At 39.3% G+C, this 15,957-nt stretch carries 17 protein-coding genes; 2 read left to right on the forward strand and 15 right to left on the reverse strand.

All coding sequences use genetic code 11. The features are described 5' to 3' along the window. Window positions 1–162: 162 nt before the first annotated feature. Window positions 163–1,047 (reverse strand): LysR substrate-binding domain-containing protein, encoded by an 885-nt coding sequence (locus ACIFOT_RS02995; RefSeq protein ID WP_430061499.1) that lies wholly within the window; start codon window positions 1,045–1,047, stop codon window positions 163–165. A gap of 106 nt (window positions 1,048–1,153) precedes the next feature. Between ACIFOT_RS02995 and ACIFOT_RS03000 the strand changes: the two genes are divergently transcribed. Then, the gene (locus ACIFOT_RS03000; protein ID WP_430061500.1) at window positions 1,154–2,203 is read left to right on the forward strand and encodes a YeiH family protein; all 1,050 of its coding nucleotides are present in this window, start codon (window positions 1,154–1,156) and stop codon (window positions 2,201–2,203) included. Window positions 2,204–2,320: 117 nt separating this feature from the next. Here the strand turns inward: ACIFOT_RS03000 and ACIFOT_RS03005 are convergent, their stop codons facing one another. The 5 genes from ACIFOT_RS03005 to ACIFOT_RS03025 all read right to left on the reverse strand — a co-directional run bounded on the left by ACIFOT_RS03005 (window position 2,321) and on the right by ACIFOT_RS03025 (window position 7,438). After that, window positions 2,321–3,022: an anthrax toxin lethal factor-related metalloendopeptidase gene (locus ACIFOT_RS03005; RefSeq protein ID WP_430061502.1), complete on the reverse strand. Its 702-nt coding sequence runs from the start codon at window positions 3,020–3,022 to the stop codon at window positions 2,321–2,323. Window positions 3,023–3,465: 443 nt separating this feature from the next. Beyond that, window positions 3,466–4,044 carry a TerD family protein gene (locus tag ACIFOT_RS03010; RefSeq protein ID WP_430061504.1) on the reverse strand — a complete coding sequence of 193 codons (579 nt, stop codon included), beginning with the start codon at window positions 4,042–4,044 and terminating at the stop codon, window positions 3,466–3,468. 13 nt (window positions 4,045–4,057) lie between these two features. Beyond that, window positions 4,058–4,672: a TerD family protein gene (locus ACIFOT_RS03015; protein ID WP_430061506.1), complete on the reverse strand. Its 615-nt coding sequence runs from the start codon at window positions 4,670–4,672 to the stop codon at window positions 4,058–4,060. A gap of 18 nt (window positions 4,673–4,690) precedes the next feature. Further along, window positions 4,691–5,794 (reverse strand): toxic anion resistance protein, encoded by a 1,104-nt coding sequence (locus ACIFOT_RS03020; RefSeq protein WP_430061508.1) that lies wholly within the window; start codon window positions 5,792–5,794, stop codon window positions 4,691–4,693. A 3-nt stretch (window positions 5,795–5,797) separates the two neighbouring features. Beyond that, a complete protein-coding gene (locus tag ACIFOT_RS03025; protein ID WP_430061510.1) occupies window positions 5,798–7,438 on the reverse strand; it encodes a YceG family protein in 1,641 nt (546 codons plus the stop codon). Window positions 7,439–7,651: 213 nt separating this feature from the next. On the opposite strand from ACIFOT_RS03025, the gene ACIFOT_RS03030 reads away from it, so the two are divergent. Next, complete coding sequence (locus ACIFOT_RS03030; RefSeq protein WP_430061512.1) at window positions 7,652–7,891, forward strand: hypothetical protein; 240 nt, start codon at window positions 7,652–7,654, stop codon at window positions 7,889–7,891. On the opposite strand, the gene ACIFOT_RS03035 is transcribed toward ACIFOT_RS03030, so the two are convergent. The 9 genes from ACIFOT_RS03035 to ACIFOT_RS03075 all read right to left on the reverse strand — a co-directional run bounded on the left by ACIFOT_RS03035 (window position 7,872) and on the right by ACIFOT_RS03075 (window position 15,901). Beyond that, the gene (locus tag ACIFOT_RS03035) at window positions 7,872–8,678 is read right to left on the reverse strand and encodes a hypothetical protein (protein WP_430061514.1); all 807 of its coding nucleotides are present in this window, start codon (window positions 8,676–8,678) and stop codon (window positions 7,872–7,874) included. The genes ACIFOT_RS03030 and ACIFOT_RS03035 overlap by 20 nt on opposite strands. After that, window positions 8,679–9,797, reverse strand: a complete 1,119-nt coding sequence (locus tag ACIFOT_RS03040; RefSeq protein WP_430061516.1) for a cysteine protease StiP family protein — start codon at window positions 9,795–9,797, stop codon at window positions 8,679–8,681. Between the two features lies 1 nt (window position 9,798). Beyond that, window positions 9,799–11,145 (reverse strand): phosphoribosyltransferase family protein, encoded by a 1,347-nt coding sequence (locus ACIFOT_RS03045; protein ID WP_430061518.1) that lies wholly within the window; start codon window positions 11,143–11,145, stop codon window positions 9,799–9,801. Then, on the reverse strand, window positions 11,087–12,283 hold the full coding sequence (locus tag ACIFOT_RS03050; protein WP_430061520.1) for an HpcH/HpaI aldolase/citrate lyase family protein: 1,197 nt from the start codon (window positions 12,281–12,283) through the stop codon (window positions 11,087–11,089). The genes ACIFOT_RS03045 and ACIFOT_RS03050 overlap by 59 nt, the downstream gene beginning before the upstream one ends. Window positions 12,284–12,360: 77 nt before the next feature. Then, on the reverse strand, window positions 12,361–13,140 hold the full coding sequence (locus ACIFOT_RS03055; protein ID WP_430061522.1) for a TerC family protein: 780 nt from the start codon (window positions 13,138–13,140) through the stop codon (window positions 12,361–12,363). A gap of 78 nt (window positions 13,141–13,218) precedes the next feature. After that, on the reverse strand, window positions 13,219–13,800 hold the full coding sequence (locus ACIFOT_RS03060) for a TerD family protein (protein ID WP_223593342.1): 582 nt from the start codon (window positions 13,798–13,800) through the stop codon (window positions 13,219–13,221). Window positions 13,801–13,905: 105 nt separating this feature from the next. Beyond that, window positions 13,906–14,499 carry a YpjP family protein gene (locus tag ACIFOT_RS03065; RefSeq protein WP_430061524.1) on the reverse strand — a complete coding sequence of 198 codons (594 nt, stop codon included), beginning with the start codon at window positions 14,497–14,499 and terminating at the stop codon, window positions 13,906–13,908. 139 nt (window positions 14,500–14,638) lie between these two features. Beyond that, a complete protein-coding gene (locus ACIFOT_RS03070; RefSeq protein WP_430061526.1) occupies window positions 14,639–15,412 on the reverse strand; it encodes a class I SAM-dependent methyltransferase in 774 nt (257 codons plus the stop codon). 54 nt (window positions 15,413–15,466) lie between these two features. After that, complete coding sequence (locus tag ACIFOT_RS03075) at window positions 15,467–15,901, reverse strand: BrxA/BrxB family bacilliredoxin (protein WP_430061528.1); 435 nt, start codon at window positions 15,899–15,901, stop codon at window positions 15,467–15,469. Window positions 15,902–15,957 lie beyond the last annotated feature (56 nt).

The following is a 15,957-nucleotide window of genomic DNA, read 5'->3' on the forward strand; positions in this document are numbered from 1 at the left end:
CAGTAAAAAATTTTATATTTATGATATTAGATTATTACCCCAAATTAATTTTAGATTAATGTCAGAAATGAGTATAGCATTTTATAACAAAATGCGAAATCCACCTTTGTCCAAAATAAAAAGACAAACCCCAGTAACAAAGGCTTTATCCCTTGATTATTATTAATTTTTTAAATGATTTTCTATTAACTCAATAAATAAATTGATAGATTTTGTGTGCAGTTCAGGAGATATAGTTATAACCGAAAAATTTCTCTTTATTGGTGTCCCTTTAACCTTTAATGCTCGAATGGTATCCATTAGTCTTTCTTTTTTAAAAGTAAGTTCAGATAAGTAACTAATCCCAAGCCCCGCTTCAACTGCTTCTTTAATAAGCTGAGTGCTGCCAAACTCCATCAACCTTGGAGGACTTATTTGTAAAGCTTGAAATAATTTTTCTGTTGCATCTCTTGTCCCAGATCCCTCTTCACGGACAATCCAATTTTCTTGTTCCAACTGTTCTAGTGAAACTTCCATTTTGGAGAAATTTTGATAATTCCCCCCTGCCACGATAAACATTTGGTCTGTCGAAACTGTTTTGATAGCTATATTTCGCTGAGATATATCCCCTTCCACAATCCCTACATCGATTTCATGACTGGTGATTGCTCTGGCAATATCTCTTGTGTTCCCAATCTGCACCGAAGGGATGATATTAGGAAATAGATTCTTCATTCTTGCAAGTATATGTGGTAACACATATTCTCCAAAAGTATAGCTCGCACCGATTTTTAATGGTCCAGTAGGCTCGTTATTTAATTCATTCACCAACATCGTCATTCGTTTATATAAGGCAGTTATTTCTTTTGCATGTAGGTAGACAATGTTACCCGCTTTAGTAAGCTCTACACTTTTGTTTGTTCGCAATAGAAGTTTGGTGCCAATGTATTTTTCTAATTGTTGTATTTGCTGGCTGACGGCAGGCTGAGTCATATGAAGCTCTTCCGCAGCTCTAGAAAAGTTTCTTTTATCAGCTACAGAGATAAAAACCGATAATAGTTGATCCATCTGTTCACTCCATCTATCGTATTTACTTATTACAACTATAATAATCATTTATTTTCCTTATTGTAAATCATTCGATACGATAATATTAACTAATGCGAATGAGGGGATGAAAAAATTGGAACAAAAAGCTTTAATCAATTCCAGTCCTATCGGGCATAAAAAAGCTGAAAAAAAGTTAAATGTTTCTTTGATATATGGAATAGGTTTTACATTGATTATCGCCTTGTTCGGTTTTATATTGGCAGCACTACCAGGTCTTAATCATATTGGACCACTTGCGTGTGCCATTTTACTTGCAATGATTTATAGACAGGTTTTTGGATATCCTGAAAGATTGCGTACTGGGATTCAATTTTCATCAAAAAGACTTTTAAGGTTGGCCATTATCCTTTATGGCCTAAAGCTTAACATGGCCGTAGTTTTCCATCAGGGATTGCCCTTTTTGTTAAGAGGAGCCGGTACGATTATTTTTTCAATTGTTGTCTTGATGATCATTGCAAAATGGCTGAAAGCAGATCTTAATCTTTCATTTTTATTAAGTGTTGGTACTGGTATTTGTGGTGCTGCTGCTATCGCAGCGGTTTCACCAATTGTTAAAGCAAAAGATGAAGATACGGCTATGGGTGTTGGCATCATCGCATTAGTCGGAACAATATTTTCAATCGTTTATACGTTAATCATTCCTTTATTATCTATTAGTCCAATAGATTACGGAAATTGGGTTGGAACCAGTCTGCATGAGATAGGTCATGTTGCTTTAGCCGCTGCACCTGCAGGTCAGGATGCGCTTACTCACGCATTACTAGCTAAACTTTCACGAGTATTTTTATTAATTCCGGTTTGTTTTATCCTTATGCTTTGGATGAAAAAGAAAGGTAAATTAGAAGGAGAGGCAAAATTCGAATTTCCATGGTTTTTAATTGGGTTTATCGCGATGAGTTTTGTGGGGAGCTATATCATAGGCCACGGGATTTTACTATCCGAAAAGGTAATGTCTGATATTGCAGCTGTCACATCATTTCTTTTAACCATGTCTATGATCGGATTAGGATTTAATATTAGCTTAAATGAACTGCGTACCAAAGCAATTCGCCCACTTATTGCTATTTTAATTGCTTCTTTTCTATTGTCACTTCTAACCTATATGTTAGTTTAGTTTTTAGGGAGACAATTTGAAAAAAGCAAAACTAAAAAATCCTTTGATAATAAAATAGAAGCACGAACATAACTGAGGTTTGTGCTTCAATTTCTATTCAATTTTTATTTTAAAAAATTAGTTTAAATTTTTAATAAAAAGATACGTTTCAGGAGCTTTGAAACGCAAGAGCTCTTTCGTCTCTTTATTTAAATAGTACATCGCAAAGCTTTCAGCAAAATATTCTTCCGGATATAAGAAATAACTGGTACCAGGGAAAATTAGATTGTGTTCCTTTTCCCAAATATCATGAAATTGGGTAGTTCCGCTTATGTCATTGTAAACATATCGGTCAATGGAATGGGCCATTTCATGGAGCTCTAAGTTAACAGATCCGTGACCTTTCCCCTTTTCGCTTGCACCGATTTTCACCAGAACAACCTTTGAACCGCCTATTCCTGGGACATCATCCCACGTAACGTTGTTTTGATAGCCTCGTGGTGTTTGCCCCGCCAGATTACTTGCTGTAGGGTTGTCGGTAAGTTTCCCGGTAAACAGCTTAAGGTTAATGCCTTGGTTAGTGATTTTATCTAAAATAGTACTTGGAAGCGAACCTATTCGTGTTATGATCGCGGCAGCTTCTTTTTGATTGAATGGCTGTTTCGTAAGTATGATAATTTGATTTAGTTGGTCTAGCGATTTATTTGTAGTAAGTGATTGATAGAGGATAGAATTTCTCGGATAATCCACAAGTCTAACACCATCAATTGCCGCCTGAGATGTGGTATTTATGGAAAGGAACAAGCAAATCATCATGATTGCAATTACCCATTTACGCATGCTAATTCCCCCAATTTGTACATTATTGTTTTAGTAGAATTATAACATGGTAAATAGATTGGTAGATTCGGAATTTCATAGGTAAAAATGGGGATTATTTCTAATTTAAGATTTTATAAAGATAGTTCATTAACCGTTACAGCATAGATTGGGCTCCCTCGGGCAATGAAAGAGCATTTCATTTACCTTACTCACTAAATTTAGCTCCCACCGGCAATGAAATGGCGTTTCATTTACCGTACCCACTTAAATTTAGCTCTCGTGGGAAATGAAATGGCATTTCATTTCCCGCACCCACTTAAATATAGCTCCCTCAGGCAATGAAAGTGAATTTAATTTAACGTACCCACTAAAATATTGCTCCAACGGGCAATGAACCCCGATGCATTATCTTCAAAAAAGAAAAAGCCGCCAATTCGGCAGCAGCTTTCCATATCAAAAAATTAAACTTCCAACCCAAAGTTTCGGCATAGTGAAGCTAGGCCGCCTGAGAAGCCGCTGCCGACTGCATTGAACTTCCATTCGCCGTTATGGCGATAAAGCTCGCAAATGACGACAGCCGTTTCTACGGAGAAATCCTCGCCGAGGTCGAAACGAAGGATCTCGCGATTCGTTTCTTCATCGACAACACGGGCAAAGGCATTGCTGACCTGCCCGAAATTCTGGTTTCTTGCCTCGGCATCATGAATTGTGACCGTAATCGCAATCCGGCTTACATGCGATGGGACTTTACTTAAGTCAATTTTGATTTGTTCGTCATCGCCGTCTCCTTCACCGGTGCGGTTATCCCCGGTATGTTCAACAGAACCGGAAGGATGAACTAAATTATTGTAAAAAATAAAATCTAAATCCTGTGTCACCCTGCTGTTTGCATCCGTTAAAAACGCCGAAGCATCCAGATCGAAATCATGGCCGCCATGATAACGGTTTGTATCCCAGCCAAGACCGATAATGGCCTTCGTTAACCCCGGATTCGTTTTTGTTAAATCAATTCTTTGTCCTTTAGATAAGTTGATGCCCAAAAGTATCACCTCATTATGAATATGATCGAACTACTTCACTTAGGCTTGCTGCATTGGTGCCGCTGCCGATTGCCGCAAATTTCCACTCATTGTTATTGCGATAAATTTCGCCGGTAACAAGACATGTCAAGCCGCTATAGTTATCGGATAAATTATATTTGATTAACTCTTGATTGTTGGTTGGATTTACAACTCTGATAAATGCATTGCGGATCATGCCAAAATGCTGCTTTCTCTTTACACAGTCATAAATATTTACAACGAAAACCAGCTTTTGAATATTAGCAGGTACTCTGCTTAAGTCGATCATAATTTGCTCGTCATCGCCATCGCCAGCTCCTGTCAAGTTGTCGCCGGAGTGCTGAACGCTGCCGTCATTGCTTTTTAAATTGCCAAAATAAATCACATCTTTATTGTTTTGCAACTTGTCATTGGCACCGAGCATAATGACTGAAGCATCACAGTCGACGTTCGCGGAAGACCCGCCGCCGCCAAACAAAGAACCTAATAATCCGCCGCCACCGCCGCCTTGCACAGGGTCCCAGCCTAATCCTACCATGATTTTCGCAAGCCCAGGGTTCCCTTTTGTTAAATCCACTCTTTGACCTTTTTGTAAATTAATTGCCATATCAATCACCTCATTAAATTATTGTTGTTTCATTTTCTTGAAATTATCTTGAAGCTGCTCTAACCGCTTTGTTCCTTCTAAACGCATGCGTTTGTTTTCTTCTTCAATCGCTTTTGTTTCCTGCATGCCCTTGATGATGATGTTCCAGGATTCTTCAATCGTTTCAATTTTAATGCTTGGGCCGCCGGCAAGCCTTGCGATATCCGTGCTTTGCTGGGAAATGTTTTGTGCGTTTTTCAGGAGCATTTCATTAGTGCGGCGGTCAAGCTCACTCATCGAATCAGCTACAAGCTTTTGCCTTTTTGCCGCGACTGCCTGAATTAAACCATTTTTAAAAATTGGAATCGTTGTCACAAAGGCTGAATTGATTTTTCCAATCAGCTTCGTATTTCCTCTTTGCAATAACCGGATTTGCGGTGCCGTTTGCAGCGCTACCATTTTGGCCATTTCTAAATCATAAATACGCTGTTCTAAAAGCTCGATGGCATTCCGAAGGGAATCGAGCTGCATGGAAGCTAGCTGATCTCCTGCGGCTGCGCGGGCTTCAAGCTGCGGCAGCTGGTGGTTTTTTAGGTCCTCCACTTTGATTTCGCCTGCCACTACGTATTTTTCCAGCGTTAAGTAAAATTGATAGTTTTGTTCATACATTTGCTCGAGCATTGTTGTCGACTCGACCATTTCTTGACGGTATTTTGAAATTTCTATATAGACCTTATCAATTTCTGAACCCATGGTTTGATATTTGCCAAAAATCTTTTCGATCATCTTTTCGCCTTTTTTGAACAGCTTGCCAAAAAAGCCGGGAGATGATTTTTGAAAGTCCTTTGGATCAAAACGGTCCATGATGCGGCCTAGCTGTTTGAGCAGTTCCCCGGAATCTTCCACCTTTGTTGTCCGCATATTTGCGAGGATTTGATCGGAAAAGCGTGAGACCTGTACCGCTGGTTCTTTCCCAAACTCTAATACTTGAATCTGGTCGCGTTCATCAATGGTGCGTGCTAAATTTTGAATTTCTGGCTCTTTGCGAAGAGCCAGCTTTATATCAGATACTTTTGTTTCTGTTAATACGTCATCAGTGCCGGCCGGCGTTAAGCCGCTTGAAGGATTTGGCGATAGATTCACTCATTAATCTCCCCTTAAATTTTTTAAGATTCCTTGAAATAGACCTTTTTTAAAAAGAGAAGGCTCTTTATATTCCAAATCAAATACCATGTCTTCGAGCCAGTGTTTATCAAATAACCGGTCATCGAGATAATTTTCGATATCATTGTGCCCGGTGGGATTATACAAAACAATATCTACACCAAATTGATTGAGTATAAGTAATAAAGCTGCATCAGCCCTTGAAAGCATACCAGTTAATTCATTGTTGAATAAAATTAATTTAGGAACATGCTGGGAATAGTCAAACTTCTCCAATAACTGAATCACGTTCTTCGGGATAAACATTGACTGTGTAAACAGAAAAATTTTTACATCTTCCATGGTTTCCATTGGCAATGGCTTTAAATCCGGTTCATGGCAGATTTCTCTGATTGCATTTGCCATTCCTTTTTGCAGTCCTGTTGGTAAAAAAGAATATGGCCAATAATGGGATTGCATTATCTTTTCCGGGCTTATTAAGCCATCCCGGCCCAATGCGTTACGGTAATGGTAGCGAAAATCGCTATTGCTGGATATCGCAAAAGGCAGCTGGCGAATGAGAAAACTTTGTTCGAATTGGCTAAGAGATTGCAGCCGGTCCCAATATTCTTTTCGATTTTTACTAACTCCAAGTACTTTGGCAAAAACGGACGGGATCTTGACATGTCCATTCTCAACAGAAAAATCTGGGCGAATCATCGCCGGTTCCTTACTAAGGATAAACAGCTCATCATAAGTAGTCTTCAGCGTAATGGATGAGGGAGTATACTCCCTTAACTGCCAAGGCTTGTAAAGACCCGATCCCTCCTGATTAAGAATCGTTTCAATTTCTTTTGAAGCCCTGTATGCCACTGTCGTTTTCCGGCTCCGTTTTTCTTTAGGAAAGGGTTCCGCCGGCTGCTGGTTTGGATATTGATGGGTGAAGACGGGTTCGTGAATCATTCCTCCCAAAACATCTTTACCATCCGGATGAAAAATAACAATGTCACAGCCAAGTTTTGCTAAATAAAATAAAAAATATTGATGACTCTTTTTAAAATCACCGTACCACAAAAACTTTGGCATTTCTTTTTCAGGATTGGCTTTTTCGAGAACGGGCTGCAAATGATTGACCGACCACTTGACCACATCTACGAGAACCCGCCTTAGCTCGTGATTTTTCAATCCGTCATTCTCCATGCTTGCGTATAATTCCAGCATTGCTATCATGGCCTCTCTCAGCTTTCGATGAATAGCAGGGACCAGTGATTTTAGTAAAAGCTGGTCGCCATCCAGAAAAGCAGTAAAGCGATTGATCGATAGCTTCTGTTCCTGATGAATATTCAGCACTTTTTGAATTGCTTGAAAGTGGGCGTTGTTGATGGATTTATCAAGTGAATCTTCACTTAACAACTGTAAGCCCCAATCATGCGCATTCACATAATCAAAAAGCTGGTTATAGTATTCATCTGTATCTATGGGTACGCCAAAGAATTTCCCCAGGACCTGCCCAATTTGAATCGTTCCATTTTCTAATGAGTATTCCGGCCGTTCCGGTAACATTTTTTTTAATAATCCGTGCCAATTTTCAAATGAAAGGGCCCCAATTGGTCGGACGATTAACTGATTATATGATGGGTGCATTCATAATCCCTTCCTCTGAAAGCGAAAGATTTTTCAAACCTAGCAAATTATGTAAGGTTACTATTTCATCATATCACAGTTATAAAAATGGTTCATTTCTTTATACGAAAGTGTTCGAAAAATGTTTCATTTTTAGAGCAATTTCCACCTTTTTCACCTTTTTCCTTGTCCCTACATATTATTTGAGTACTCAAACTTAAGTAGGTGACACGAATGCGGTTTTTATATAAGCGGCCGAAGATGAAACTAATCGATGAGGAAATAAATGACGTCCTCGAAGTGATGAGTGCAAGCGCTTTTATTTATCTGGATTTACTTGTGTTCAGTTTAATCTTTACACTTCTGCTTGTTCCCGTACTCCATTCGATTGGACTGTCCATATTATTTTTTATTGCTTGCTTTATTCTTTTTTCTTCCCTCTATTATTTTGTTTTCACTCGGATATTAAAGTAAAACAGTGCTTTAAAAACTGTTGGAGAATTTCTTCCCCTGCCAAAGCACCTGAGTTTCCGGTTAACATTAGTCCGGGTTTCTTGGACACGCTGGCCAATTCACCATGGTTTGGGACAAATCGATATTGGCAGATATCTAAAAAGTCCAAATCTAAAAGCGAGTCACCAGCGCCGGCAATCGCCTTTATTCCTTCCCGCTGACAAATATATTCTAGGGCGGCGCCTTTACGAATGGCCATCGGCATAAAGTAAAGCTTCTTCCCTTGTAATGAAATTCTCCAGCTATACTTTGCGGCCAATTCATTTAATTCACTTTTGACATTTGAATCGGGGAAACCATTTAATATGTAATAGAAAAATAGATTTTCTACTTGCTTTAATTGCCCATCTAAATGGTACCCCTCACGCTCGAAAATCGATAACAATTCTTCCGGAGAAGCCGAATCCATTGCTAACGTTTGAAAAATATGATTTGACCATTCCTCTAATAGTTCACCTTGATATAAAATATTGGCACCATTTGTGGTAATCGCATATTTTAACGAAATATCTTCGGTAAAAATCGTAAATCGATTAAATTGTTCTGTCGTTCTTGTGGTCACTGGGATAAATAAACTATGACGGGAAATCTCCTTTAACGTAAAAAAAGAGGATTCCGTCATATAGGCAACCCACCTGCCATCTTTTTTTTCGACAGGTTTAAGTAGAGTCCCTTCCGGAATCCCAAGCTCATCAAGCGCTCTTTTAGAATAAACAAGAGTCCGGTCTAGATCAGAGGCAAAAATCATCTATTTTTTCTCCTTCACTGATTTGATTAGACCGCAGCACAAATAATTCAAGTCAGGGTATTCGACTACTTCGACACCCTTTTCTTTTGCCAGCATGAGAATGTGCTGGACGAAAGGACTGGAAGAATCACGCATCAATATTTTCCATGGGACTCTCCTAAGCAATACCCTGGTCGTTTCCCCAACTCCTGGTTTTATATAATTGGTACTTTCAATCGCAAATTCAGCCTGGATTTTCTTAACATCTTTCATCCCTAAAAAATCAGCTTCAATTTCCGAATCTCGTTTTTGCACAAAGAGTTCATATGCTTCTGCATCAATATACGCAAACTCCTCATCTATTAACCTAATAAATTCATTTGATACATCCTCTGCTTGAAGCTCCCTGTAAAACTTTGCCCCATGAAAATCTTCTGGACCAATATATTGATCATTTAGAACGGTTCGGCTTACAAGGCCCGAGACAGTGGAGTTTAAACAAGCGCTCGGAATTAAAAAATCCTCTCTTGTTCCAAAAAGCTTGGTACAATAGCCTGGGTCTGCCATAACTGCGAGCTTATCATCAAGGGCAATTCCATACTTTTGCTCAAATTCCTGACAGGCCTTTATCAGTTCTATTGAAATCGCGCCTTTTCCGGTCCAGCCATCCACGAATTGAATGATTCCATCGGGATGTTCGTTAAGAATATATTGAATGGCATTTTCGTCAATTCCGCGGTCACGGATAATAGAAATACTATAATGCCTTAGGGACAGATTGTAACGCCTTTTTAAATACCGCTTGATGAGGATTCCGACTGGTGTTCCGGCACGGGCCAGGGAAACGAGAACCGTTCTTTCTCCCTTTAATTGATAGATTTGCTCTGCCACAATGCCAATACACAACGCCACTTTCCGCTTATACTCATGGAGGGTTTTCCAAAATAAATCAACATACTCTTTTGGAGGCTGGTACTCGATTGGCAACGATTCACTATAATGACCGCCTGATTGCATCCTAACTTCCCGGTTTTTGGTCGAATCCTCAAGCTTAATGGCACTTAAATCCTTTAATAAGAAAAGAACATCATCTTCAGGATAACTTCCAATAAGCGCTGGCTTTTTGAACGTTTTTTGCATATTATTCACCTCTTGCATTAGAAAAAAAGACGAGCTTCACAGACTCTATTTGTAATGGTGCTAATGCATCCAAGAACGGCTGAAGATTCTTAATTTCTACTTCTCTTTCAAAAAATAAAAATAATTCATCATAATATCCTGGCGGTATATTATAAACAAAATGAGTGACATCCCATTCTTCAGGATTAGGAAAGGTGAGGCCGAATCTTGCTCCATACCCTTCTCTATCTTCAATATAAATAGGGCTTCTGGTAGTGGATTGATAGGAGACGCCCTTCCCCATAGCCGCTGCTAATTTCATTGGCAGGTACATGAATTCTCCCGTTCCAAGACAAAGCGTGTTTTGACCTGAACGTTTTTCTTTTAAAAACTTAGCTGCTTCGGCCATTTTTTGTTGATTCGCAAGGTGTTCGGCACTGTTTAAGCCGAATCGCCCAGTTTCGTTTATATATGGAACGTTGTTTCTATCATGAAAAGGGCTTGATGTAAAATATTGGGCTAGTCGAACCTCTTCAATCGACATCTCCATTTGATTAGCTTGATTAAATTCATGGGATTGTTCTTCCAACCCTCTCAACTGCTGGACCTTTACGGTACCGGATAAAAGACTCACCACCTTAATCGTAATACCAAGTTCTTTCTCTAGCCGAAAAAATTCCGCTTTGTTCCCTTCTGAACGCCAATCCAAAATCGACACAACTGTATATTCCTTACGAGGAAATTGTTCGTGAATCGACCGAATAATATTGATTGCCGTCTTTCCGGTCGTCATTTCATCATCAACAAGAATGATTTCCCTTTTATTTTGAAGGAGTTCCCGCGCTATATAACAGCGGTGTGAAGTAGCATGTGAGTGCTCTTCCTCGAAGGTAATCCCAGGTGTTTGATTTACTAGTTCTTCTCTCGTCGTATGAAAAAAATCGGCATTTTGAAAGCAAGAAAAAAACGCGTGTCCGAGGGCAGTGGCCGTTTCCGCAAACCCAATCACAATCGGATTAATATTTGGAGGAATAAATTGATGATCCTCGACGTCTTCACCCTGTTGAAAGGAGAAAAGAAGGCGATCCTTCTCACGGCATTCCAATTCTTTTATTGATTCTATAAATCTGGCTGCTAGAAGTGCAGCTGTGACCAGCCCCTTATTTGCATCAATGGGCAAATGTTTGCCAAGTACTTTGCTTACAAACAAAAACGAGCGTTTTTTATTAATCCTTGCTGCCATCGTAAAAAGGGCGTCAATAGGTAATTGATAGGGATTTTCTGTGACTTCAATTTCCGTATTAATGGCGTCAAGGACGTGAAACGTAAACTTCTTTTTTGATAAGGTCAATGTTGGTGAATTCTTCATGTAACACCCCGTAAAGCTGTGATTTTAATAGGATTTTCTTGGCCCAATAATAATGAGGTTTAATCTCGTTCATTTTATTAGCAAATTCGCTTTTCATGACCCCAATTTCACCTGTGGCCGCCTTTACAATATTACTCGCATCAATATACTCCTCGTAGGAAACCACATTTAGCGCCTGGACAATCTTGATATGGGAGGGATGAATAATTGTTTTTCCCGTTAAGCCGTTGGCGATATCCATTATCGTTTCCCTAATCAGCCCATCCAAATGATTGTCGATTAATTTAGCTCTCCATTTAAGCCCTTCATCCCCAAAGCGTTCACGAAATGGAGTTTGTCTGAGCTGCGGCTTCAGCATTCTATTTTTAGCAGAAAAATATTCCCAAACAGGGCCAGAAACAACATAAGGGCTGTCAAATCGTTGAAAAACATTGATAATATCAGTTATGCAATCTCTTAATACTGCAATATCGTAAACTGTCGTATCAGCACTTCGGCGGATCCCATATAGTCCACAAAAATCGGTCGCACCTAAGCGAATATTTAGAACATTTTCCTTATATCGGTCGACCTGCTGTTTTATCGATAATAATTCTTCCATTCTTGTTTCTTTTTGAATAACCTTTGCTGTTTCAAGGATGGGCATTGCATAAAATGGATGCTGCTCGGTATGAAGCTGCTGCACCTCGCTTAATAAGTTTTCACCATTTTCAGCATTAAATTTTGGGAGTACAACACCTGTTAAAAGACGTATAGCATCGCCCAGCTGTTCCGTCACTCGTTTGAGCTGCTCAAGATCCCGAATCCGTACAAACATAAGCGGCAAATCTTCAAAGTTTAAAAACCCTTTATTCAATTCTCCGAATAAATGTATCAGCTCCCTAATCAGCAGTCTTTCAGCCCGATGAACTTCCTTATCCCCTACCGCATCCTCAAGGTCAATCACAAGCGAAGTTAACCCGTCGTGCTTTTTTGAGAGAATTTCCTGATGTATATTCGGCCGGGTTGCAGGCATATAGAGAGTCGCACCCAAACCATAGGATAACAGCTCACGCTCTGAATATTTACTAAAGCTTTGCGGCTTTTGATAAAAATACTGATCCATTTCATTATCATAAAAATATGTAAAAAACCTCATTGTTAAATACCTCTCTTTAAAGGTAAAAAATAAGGGAGACGGACTCTCGTCAGCTCCCTAATATTAATGCAACTATGTTATGAATTACGTTCTTTGCTGCCTTCTTTATTCTTATTCATGAAGTGTACAATAAATGTCGCTCCAAATGTTAACAGTAAGATGATAAAGAAGTAAAGTGACTCAATATGAATATCAAAGACACCGAGGAACATCTTTACGGAAATAATGAGAATTAAGATATAAGCGGATGTTTCTAGCTCAGGTACTTTATCAATTAAGGTTAAGAATACACCGGCCACACCTCGCATCATTAACACACCCAGCATACCGCCAACTAATAATACCCACACTTCGTTACTCACTCCAAATGCGGCAAGGACGCTGTCTACGGAGAAGGCAATATCCATTAATTCAACGGATGCTACTGTTCCCCAGAAGGTACCAAACATGCGAATCAATAACCCTTTTTGGTTAATTCCTTCTGCCTCCTCATCACCGTCATCTTCTCCACCCTTTTGTTTATCAATAAAATACTTAATTGATAACCATGCAAGGTATGCGGCGCCAAGGACCTTCACCCACCATAGCTCAATGAGGTAAACCCCGATTCCAATTGCGATAAAACGGAAAACATAAGCCCCAATTAAACCATAAAATAATGCCTTTTTCCGCTTTTCAGGCGGTAAATGCTTGACCATGACGGCTAAAACAAGGGCGTTATCCGCTGATAGTAACCCTTCTAAGATAATAAGTGTACCAATAAGTCCCCAACTGACCGGATCGGTTAATACCTTTCCCCACATATCCAAATCAAAAAATTGAGCATATGTGTCAATAATCCCCTGCAAAACTGACATTAAAGAAATTCCTCCTAGTTTGTATACAAAATTTTGTAAAAAGACCCAGCCGAGCGCCGGGTCTCTTAATTTTTAAAATTAGCCAACCTGTAATCCAAAGTCTGTTGCCAGTGCTGCTAAACCGCCTTGATAGCCGCTCCCAATGGCACTGAATTTCCACTCACCATTGTGGCGGTATAATTCACCGACAACGATAGCTGTTTCAATTGAGAAATCTTCCCCTAAATCATAACGGATAAGTTCTTCACCTGTAGCCTCATTAAAAATGCGGGCGTATGAATTAGAAACCTGACCAAAGTTTTGGTTTCGGCTGGCCGCATCATGAATGGTAATCGTAAATGCGATACGCTGAACGTTTGCCGGAATAGCCGTTAAATTGATGGTAACCTGCTCGTCATCCCCATCACCGGCACCTGTGCGGTTATCTCCTGTATGTACAACGGCACCATTTGCACCTTGAGGGTTGTTGTAGAAAACAAAGTCTGTTTCATTCGTCACTTTTCCATTTTCCCCGAGCAAGAATACTGAAGAGTCTAAGTCAAAATCATTTCCGCCATCGTATTTATTCGTGTCCCATCCAAGTCCAACCACTACATTTGTTAGTCCTGGATTTGTTTTTGTTAAATCAACCTTTTGCCCTTTTGATAAACTTACTGCCATTTTTCATTCCTCCATTTTAGGTAATAGTCTATTTACGAGTCTTTCTTAAAAAAGTTTCATTTATAATATAAATTTTTTTTTTGCTATTTAGCAAATGTACTCGAATTAACTCATCCATTTTGGCGGAGTATTTTTATCCCAATAGATAGATCCTAGTTCATAATGATTTTGAAACTCATCATGATAGGTGTGGTAATGAAAATTAAACCAGTAGCCTGCCTGCGGCGGATTATCTCTTCGAACATGAAATCGTAGAATATCTTTTCCATCAATCGCATTTTTTATATTAAATATTTTTTCCGAATGTCCCGTTCCGGGATGCTCAGTGATTGTGAGATTTCTTAAATCCTCTTCAGGAAATTGGTCAGTTGTTTGATTCAAGGCGATTTCAATATTAGGTAAAATGATTTCACGAAATTCATCTTCGATAACTGGTTTAATTTTGCTGCCAAACTTTTGGTATGATTGTAATTCTGCCTGCTTCAATAAATATTGCATAAACTTTTCTCTATCAAACTCTGATTCTTCTAAGTAGGCGGTTGTTTGCGAGAAACTGTTGGCTGGGGCCGGTGTCTGGAAGACATCCCGCTCGCTCAAGTTGTCTGCATTTACGGCATTCATCAGCTGTGTTGGCGTGACGAGACCGAAAGTTAAAACAGATACCGTGACAAAAAGTGATTTACGGAGCCATTTTTTCATATTCCTTCACCTAAATTCTTTTGAGAATTTTATTGATTTAAAATGTGCCTATACAAACTATTATACTTCCATTTTCACAAAAATGGAAAAGAACAGATTGTTAATAATAGAAAAACTGAGACCGGCTTTTGTCTCAGTTTTATTTTTCAATATAACCAAAATGAAATTTGGCATTTTGTCTGCGAAACACTTGAAAGCCGTATCTTTCGAAGCGGCTGCTTCGAAAATGGTCTTTTAGGATCACGCGAAATTTGGCCACCCGTAAAGCTTCTTCCATCGTTTCTTCATCCAAATCGTTATAAATGGCAAAATGGGTTAGCGCCTTGATTCCTACTGACCCAATAATACTCTCTTCAAACATAGGATCAAAATATACACAGTCCACAGAGGCATCATTTAGACCTTTTAAATAGTCAAGTGAAGCTGCTTGAATGACATTGATTCTTTCCATTGCTTCATTCATTTGAGGAATCCCGGTATCCCAGGTTTTTAGGCCTTCTTTTACAATATAGGCCAAGTATTTTTGCCCTTCTGTTCCCGTAACAGAACCTTCTCTGCCTACAAGTAAACTTGCGACGATCGAATCGGAGGCTAGTCCTAATGTGCAATCTAAGACAGTCATACCCTTTGATAGCTTAGCTGCGTCAGCAAATGGATCATGTTCACCTCGCAGTAGTCGTTTGATCCGAAACATCGCTGAATTTGGATGAAAGAAAAAAGGTTCATGTTCCCCTTTTTGAAATAATTCCAGCCGTTCTTTTCCAACCACCAGGCAATCGCTGGACCATTTTTCTTGTAAAAGCTGGACTGACTTTTTCTTTCTTGGAATATAGGGAACATCGAGCCGAGTGGCGATGTTCATTGCTTTTTCATTTAATTGTTGAGTTGTTCTTCCTGAAGTAGTAACAAACATTTCTTACCTCGTAATGGTTAAATTATAAAAAAAGGATGTCAATTGACATCCACATTAGCAGTTTGCTTCAAAAGCAGACTTTAAATTTTCCATAATGAATTCGAGCGGCATACCTTCGATATCATGACGCGGGATGAAGTGAACGACCTTATTGTCCTTTAGCAGGGCCATTGAAGGTGACGAAGGCTCAATCCCTTCGAAATATTCACGCATTTTTGCAGTTGCATCCTTATCTTGTCCGGCAAATACTGTCACTAAATGATCCGGCTTTTTGTCGCTATTTAATACAGCCTGAGTTGCTGCCGGGCGTGCTAAGCCTGCCGCGCATCCACAGACAGAATTAACAACCACTAGTGATGTACCTTTAACATTTCCCATAAAATTTTCTACTTCTTCTGCTGTAGAAAGCTCCTGAAAACCTGCCTGTGTTAACTCTTGACGCATCGGTAAAACCATTTGTCTCATGTATTCTTCATATGCCATTGACATAATAATCCCTCCAATTATAAGTTTTCCAGTGTTAGAATACTATATTTTCTCTTTCT

This window comes from Neobacillus sp. NRS-1170 (genome assembly GCF_050468025.1).

Excerpts from the sequence above, each read along its gene's own strand:
- ACIFOT_RS03000 (WP_430061500.1), top strand. The coding sequence starts at position 1,154 with ATGAAAAAATTGGAACAAAAAGCTTTAATCAATTCCAGTCCTATCGGG.
- ACIFOT_RS03035 (WP_430061514.1), bottom strand. The coding sequence starts at position 8,678 with ATGATTTTTGCCTCTGATCTAGACCGGACTCTTGTTTATTCTAAAAGA.
- ACIFOT_RS02995 (WP_430061499.1), bottom strand. The coding sequence starts at position 1,047 with ATGGATCAACTATTATCGGTTTTTATCTCTGTAGCTGATAAAAGAAAC.
- ACIFOT_RS03050 (WP_430061520.1), bottom strand. The coding sequence starts at position 12,283 with ATGAGGTTTTTTACATATTTTTATGATAATGAAATGGATCAGTATTTT.
- ACIFOT_RS03060 (WP_223593342.1), bottom strand. The coding sequence starts at position 13,800 with ATGGCAGTAAGTTTATCAAAAGGGCAAAAGGTTGATTTAACAAAAACA.
- ACIFOT_RS03045 (WP_430061518.1), bottom strand. The coding sequence starts at position 11,145 with ATGAAGAATTCACCAACATTGACCTTATCAAAAAAGAAGTTTACGTTT.
- ACIFOT_RS03005 (WP_430061502.1), bottom strand. The coding sequence starts at position 3,022 with ATGCGTAAATGGGTAATTGCAATCATGATGATTTGCTTGTTCCTTTCC.
- ACIFOT_RS03040 (WP_430061516.1), bottom strand. The coding sequence starts at position 9,797 with ATGCAAAAAACGTTCAAAAAGCCAGCGCTTATTGGAAGTTATCCTGAA.
- ACIFOT_RS03075 (WP_430061528.1), bottom strand. The coding sequence starts at position 15,901 with ATGTCAATGGCATATGAAGAATACATGAGACAAATGGTTTTACCGATG.
- ACIFOT_RS03025 (WP_430061510.1), bottom strand. The coding sequence starts at position 7,438 with ATGCACCCATCATATAATCAGTTAATCGTCCGACCAATTGGGGCCCTT.
- ACIFOT_RS03055 (WP_430061522.1), bottom strand. The coding sequence starts at position 13,140 with ATGTCAGTTTTGCAGGGGATTATTGACACATATGCTCAATTTTTTGAT.
- ACIFOT_RS03065 (WP_430061524.1), bottom strand. The coding sequence starts at position 14,499 with ATGAAAAAATGGCTCCGTAAATCACTTTTTGTCACGGTATCTGTTTTA.
- ACIFOT_RS03030 (WP_430061512.1), top strand. The coding sequence starts at position 7,652 with ATGCGGTTTTTATATAAGCGGCCGAAGATGAAACTAATCGATGAGGAA.
- ACIFOT_RS03070 (WP_430061526.1), bottom strand. The coding sequence starts at position 15,412 with ATGTTTGTTACTACTTCAGGAAGAACAACTCAACAATTAAATGAAAAA.
- ACIFOT_RS03015 (WP_430061506.1), bottom strand. The coding sequence starts at position 4,672 with ATGGCAATTAATTTACAAAAAGGTCAAAGAGTGGATTTAACAAAAGGG.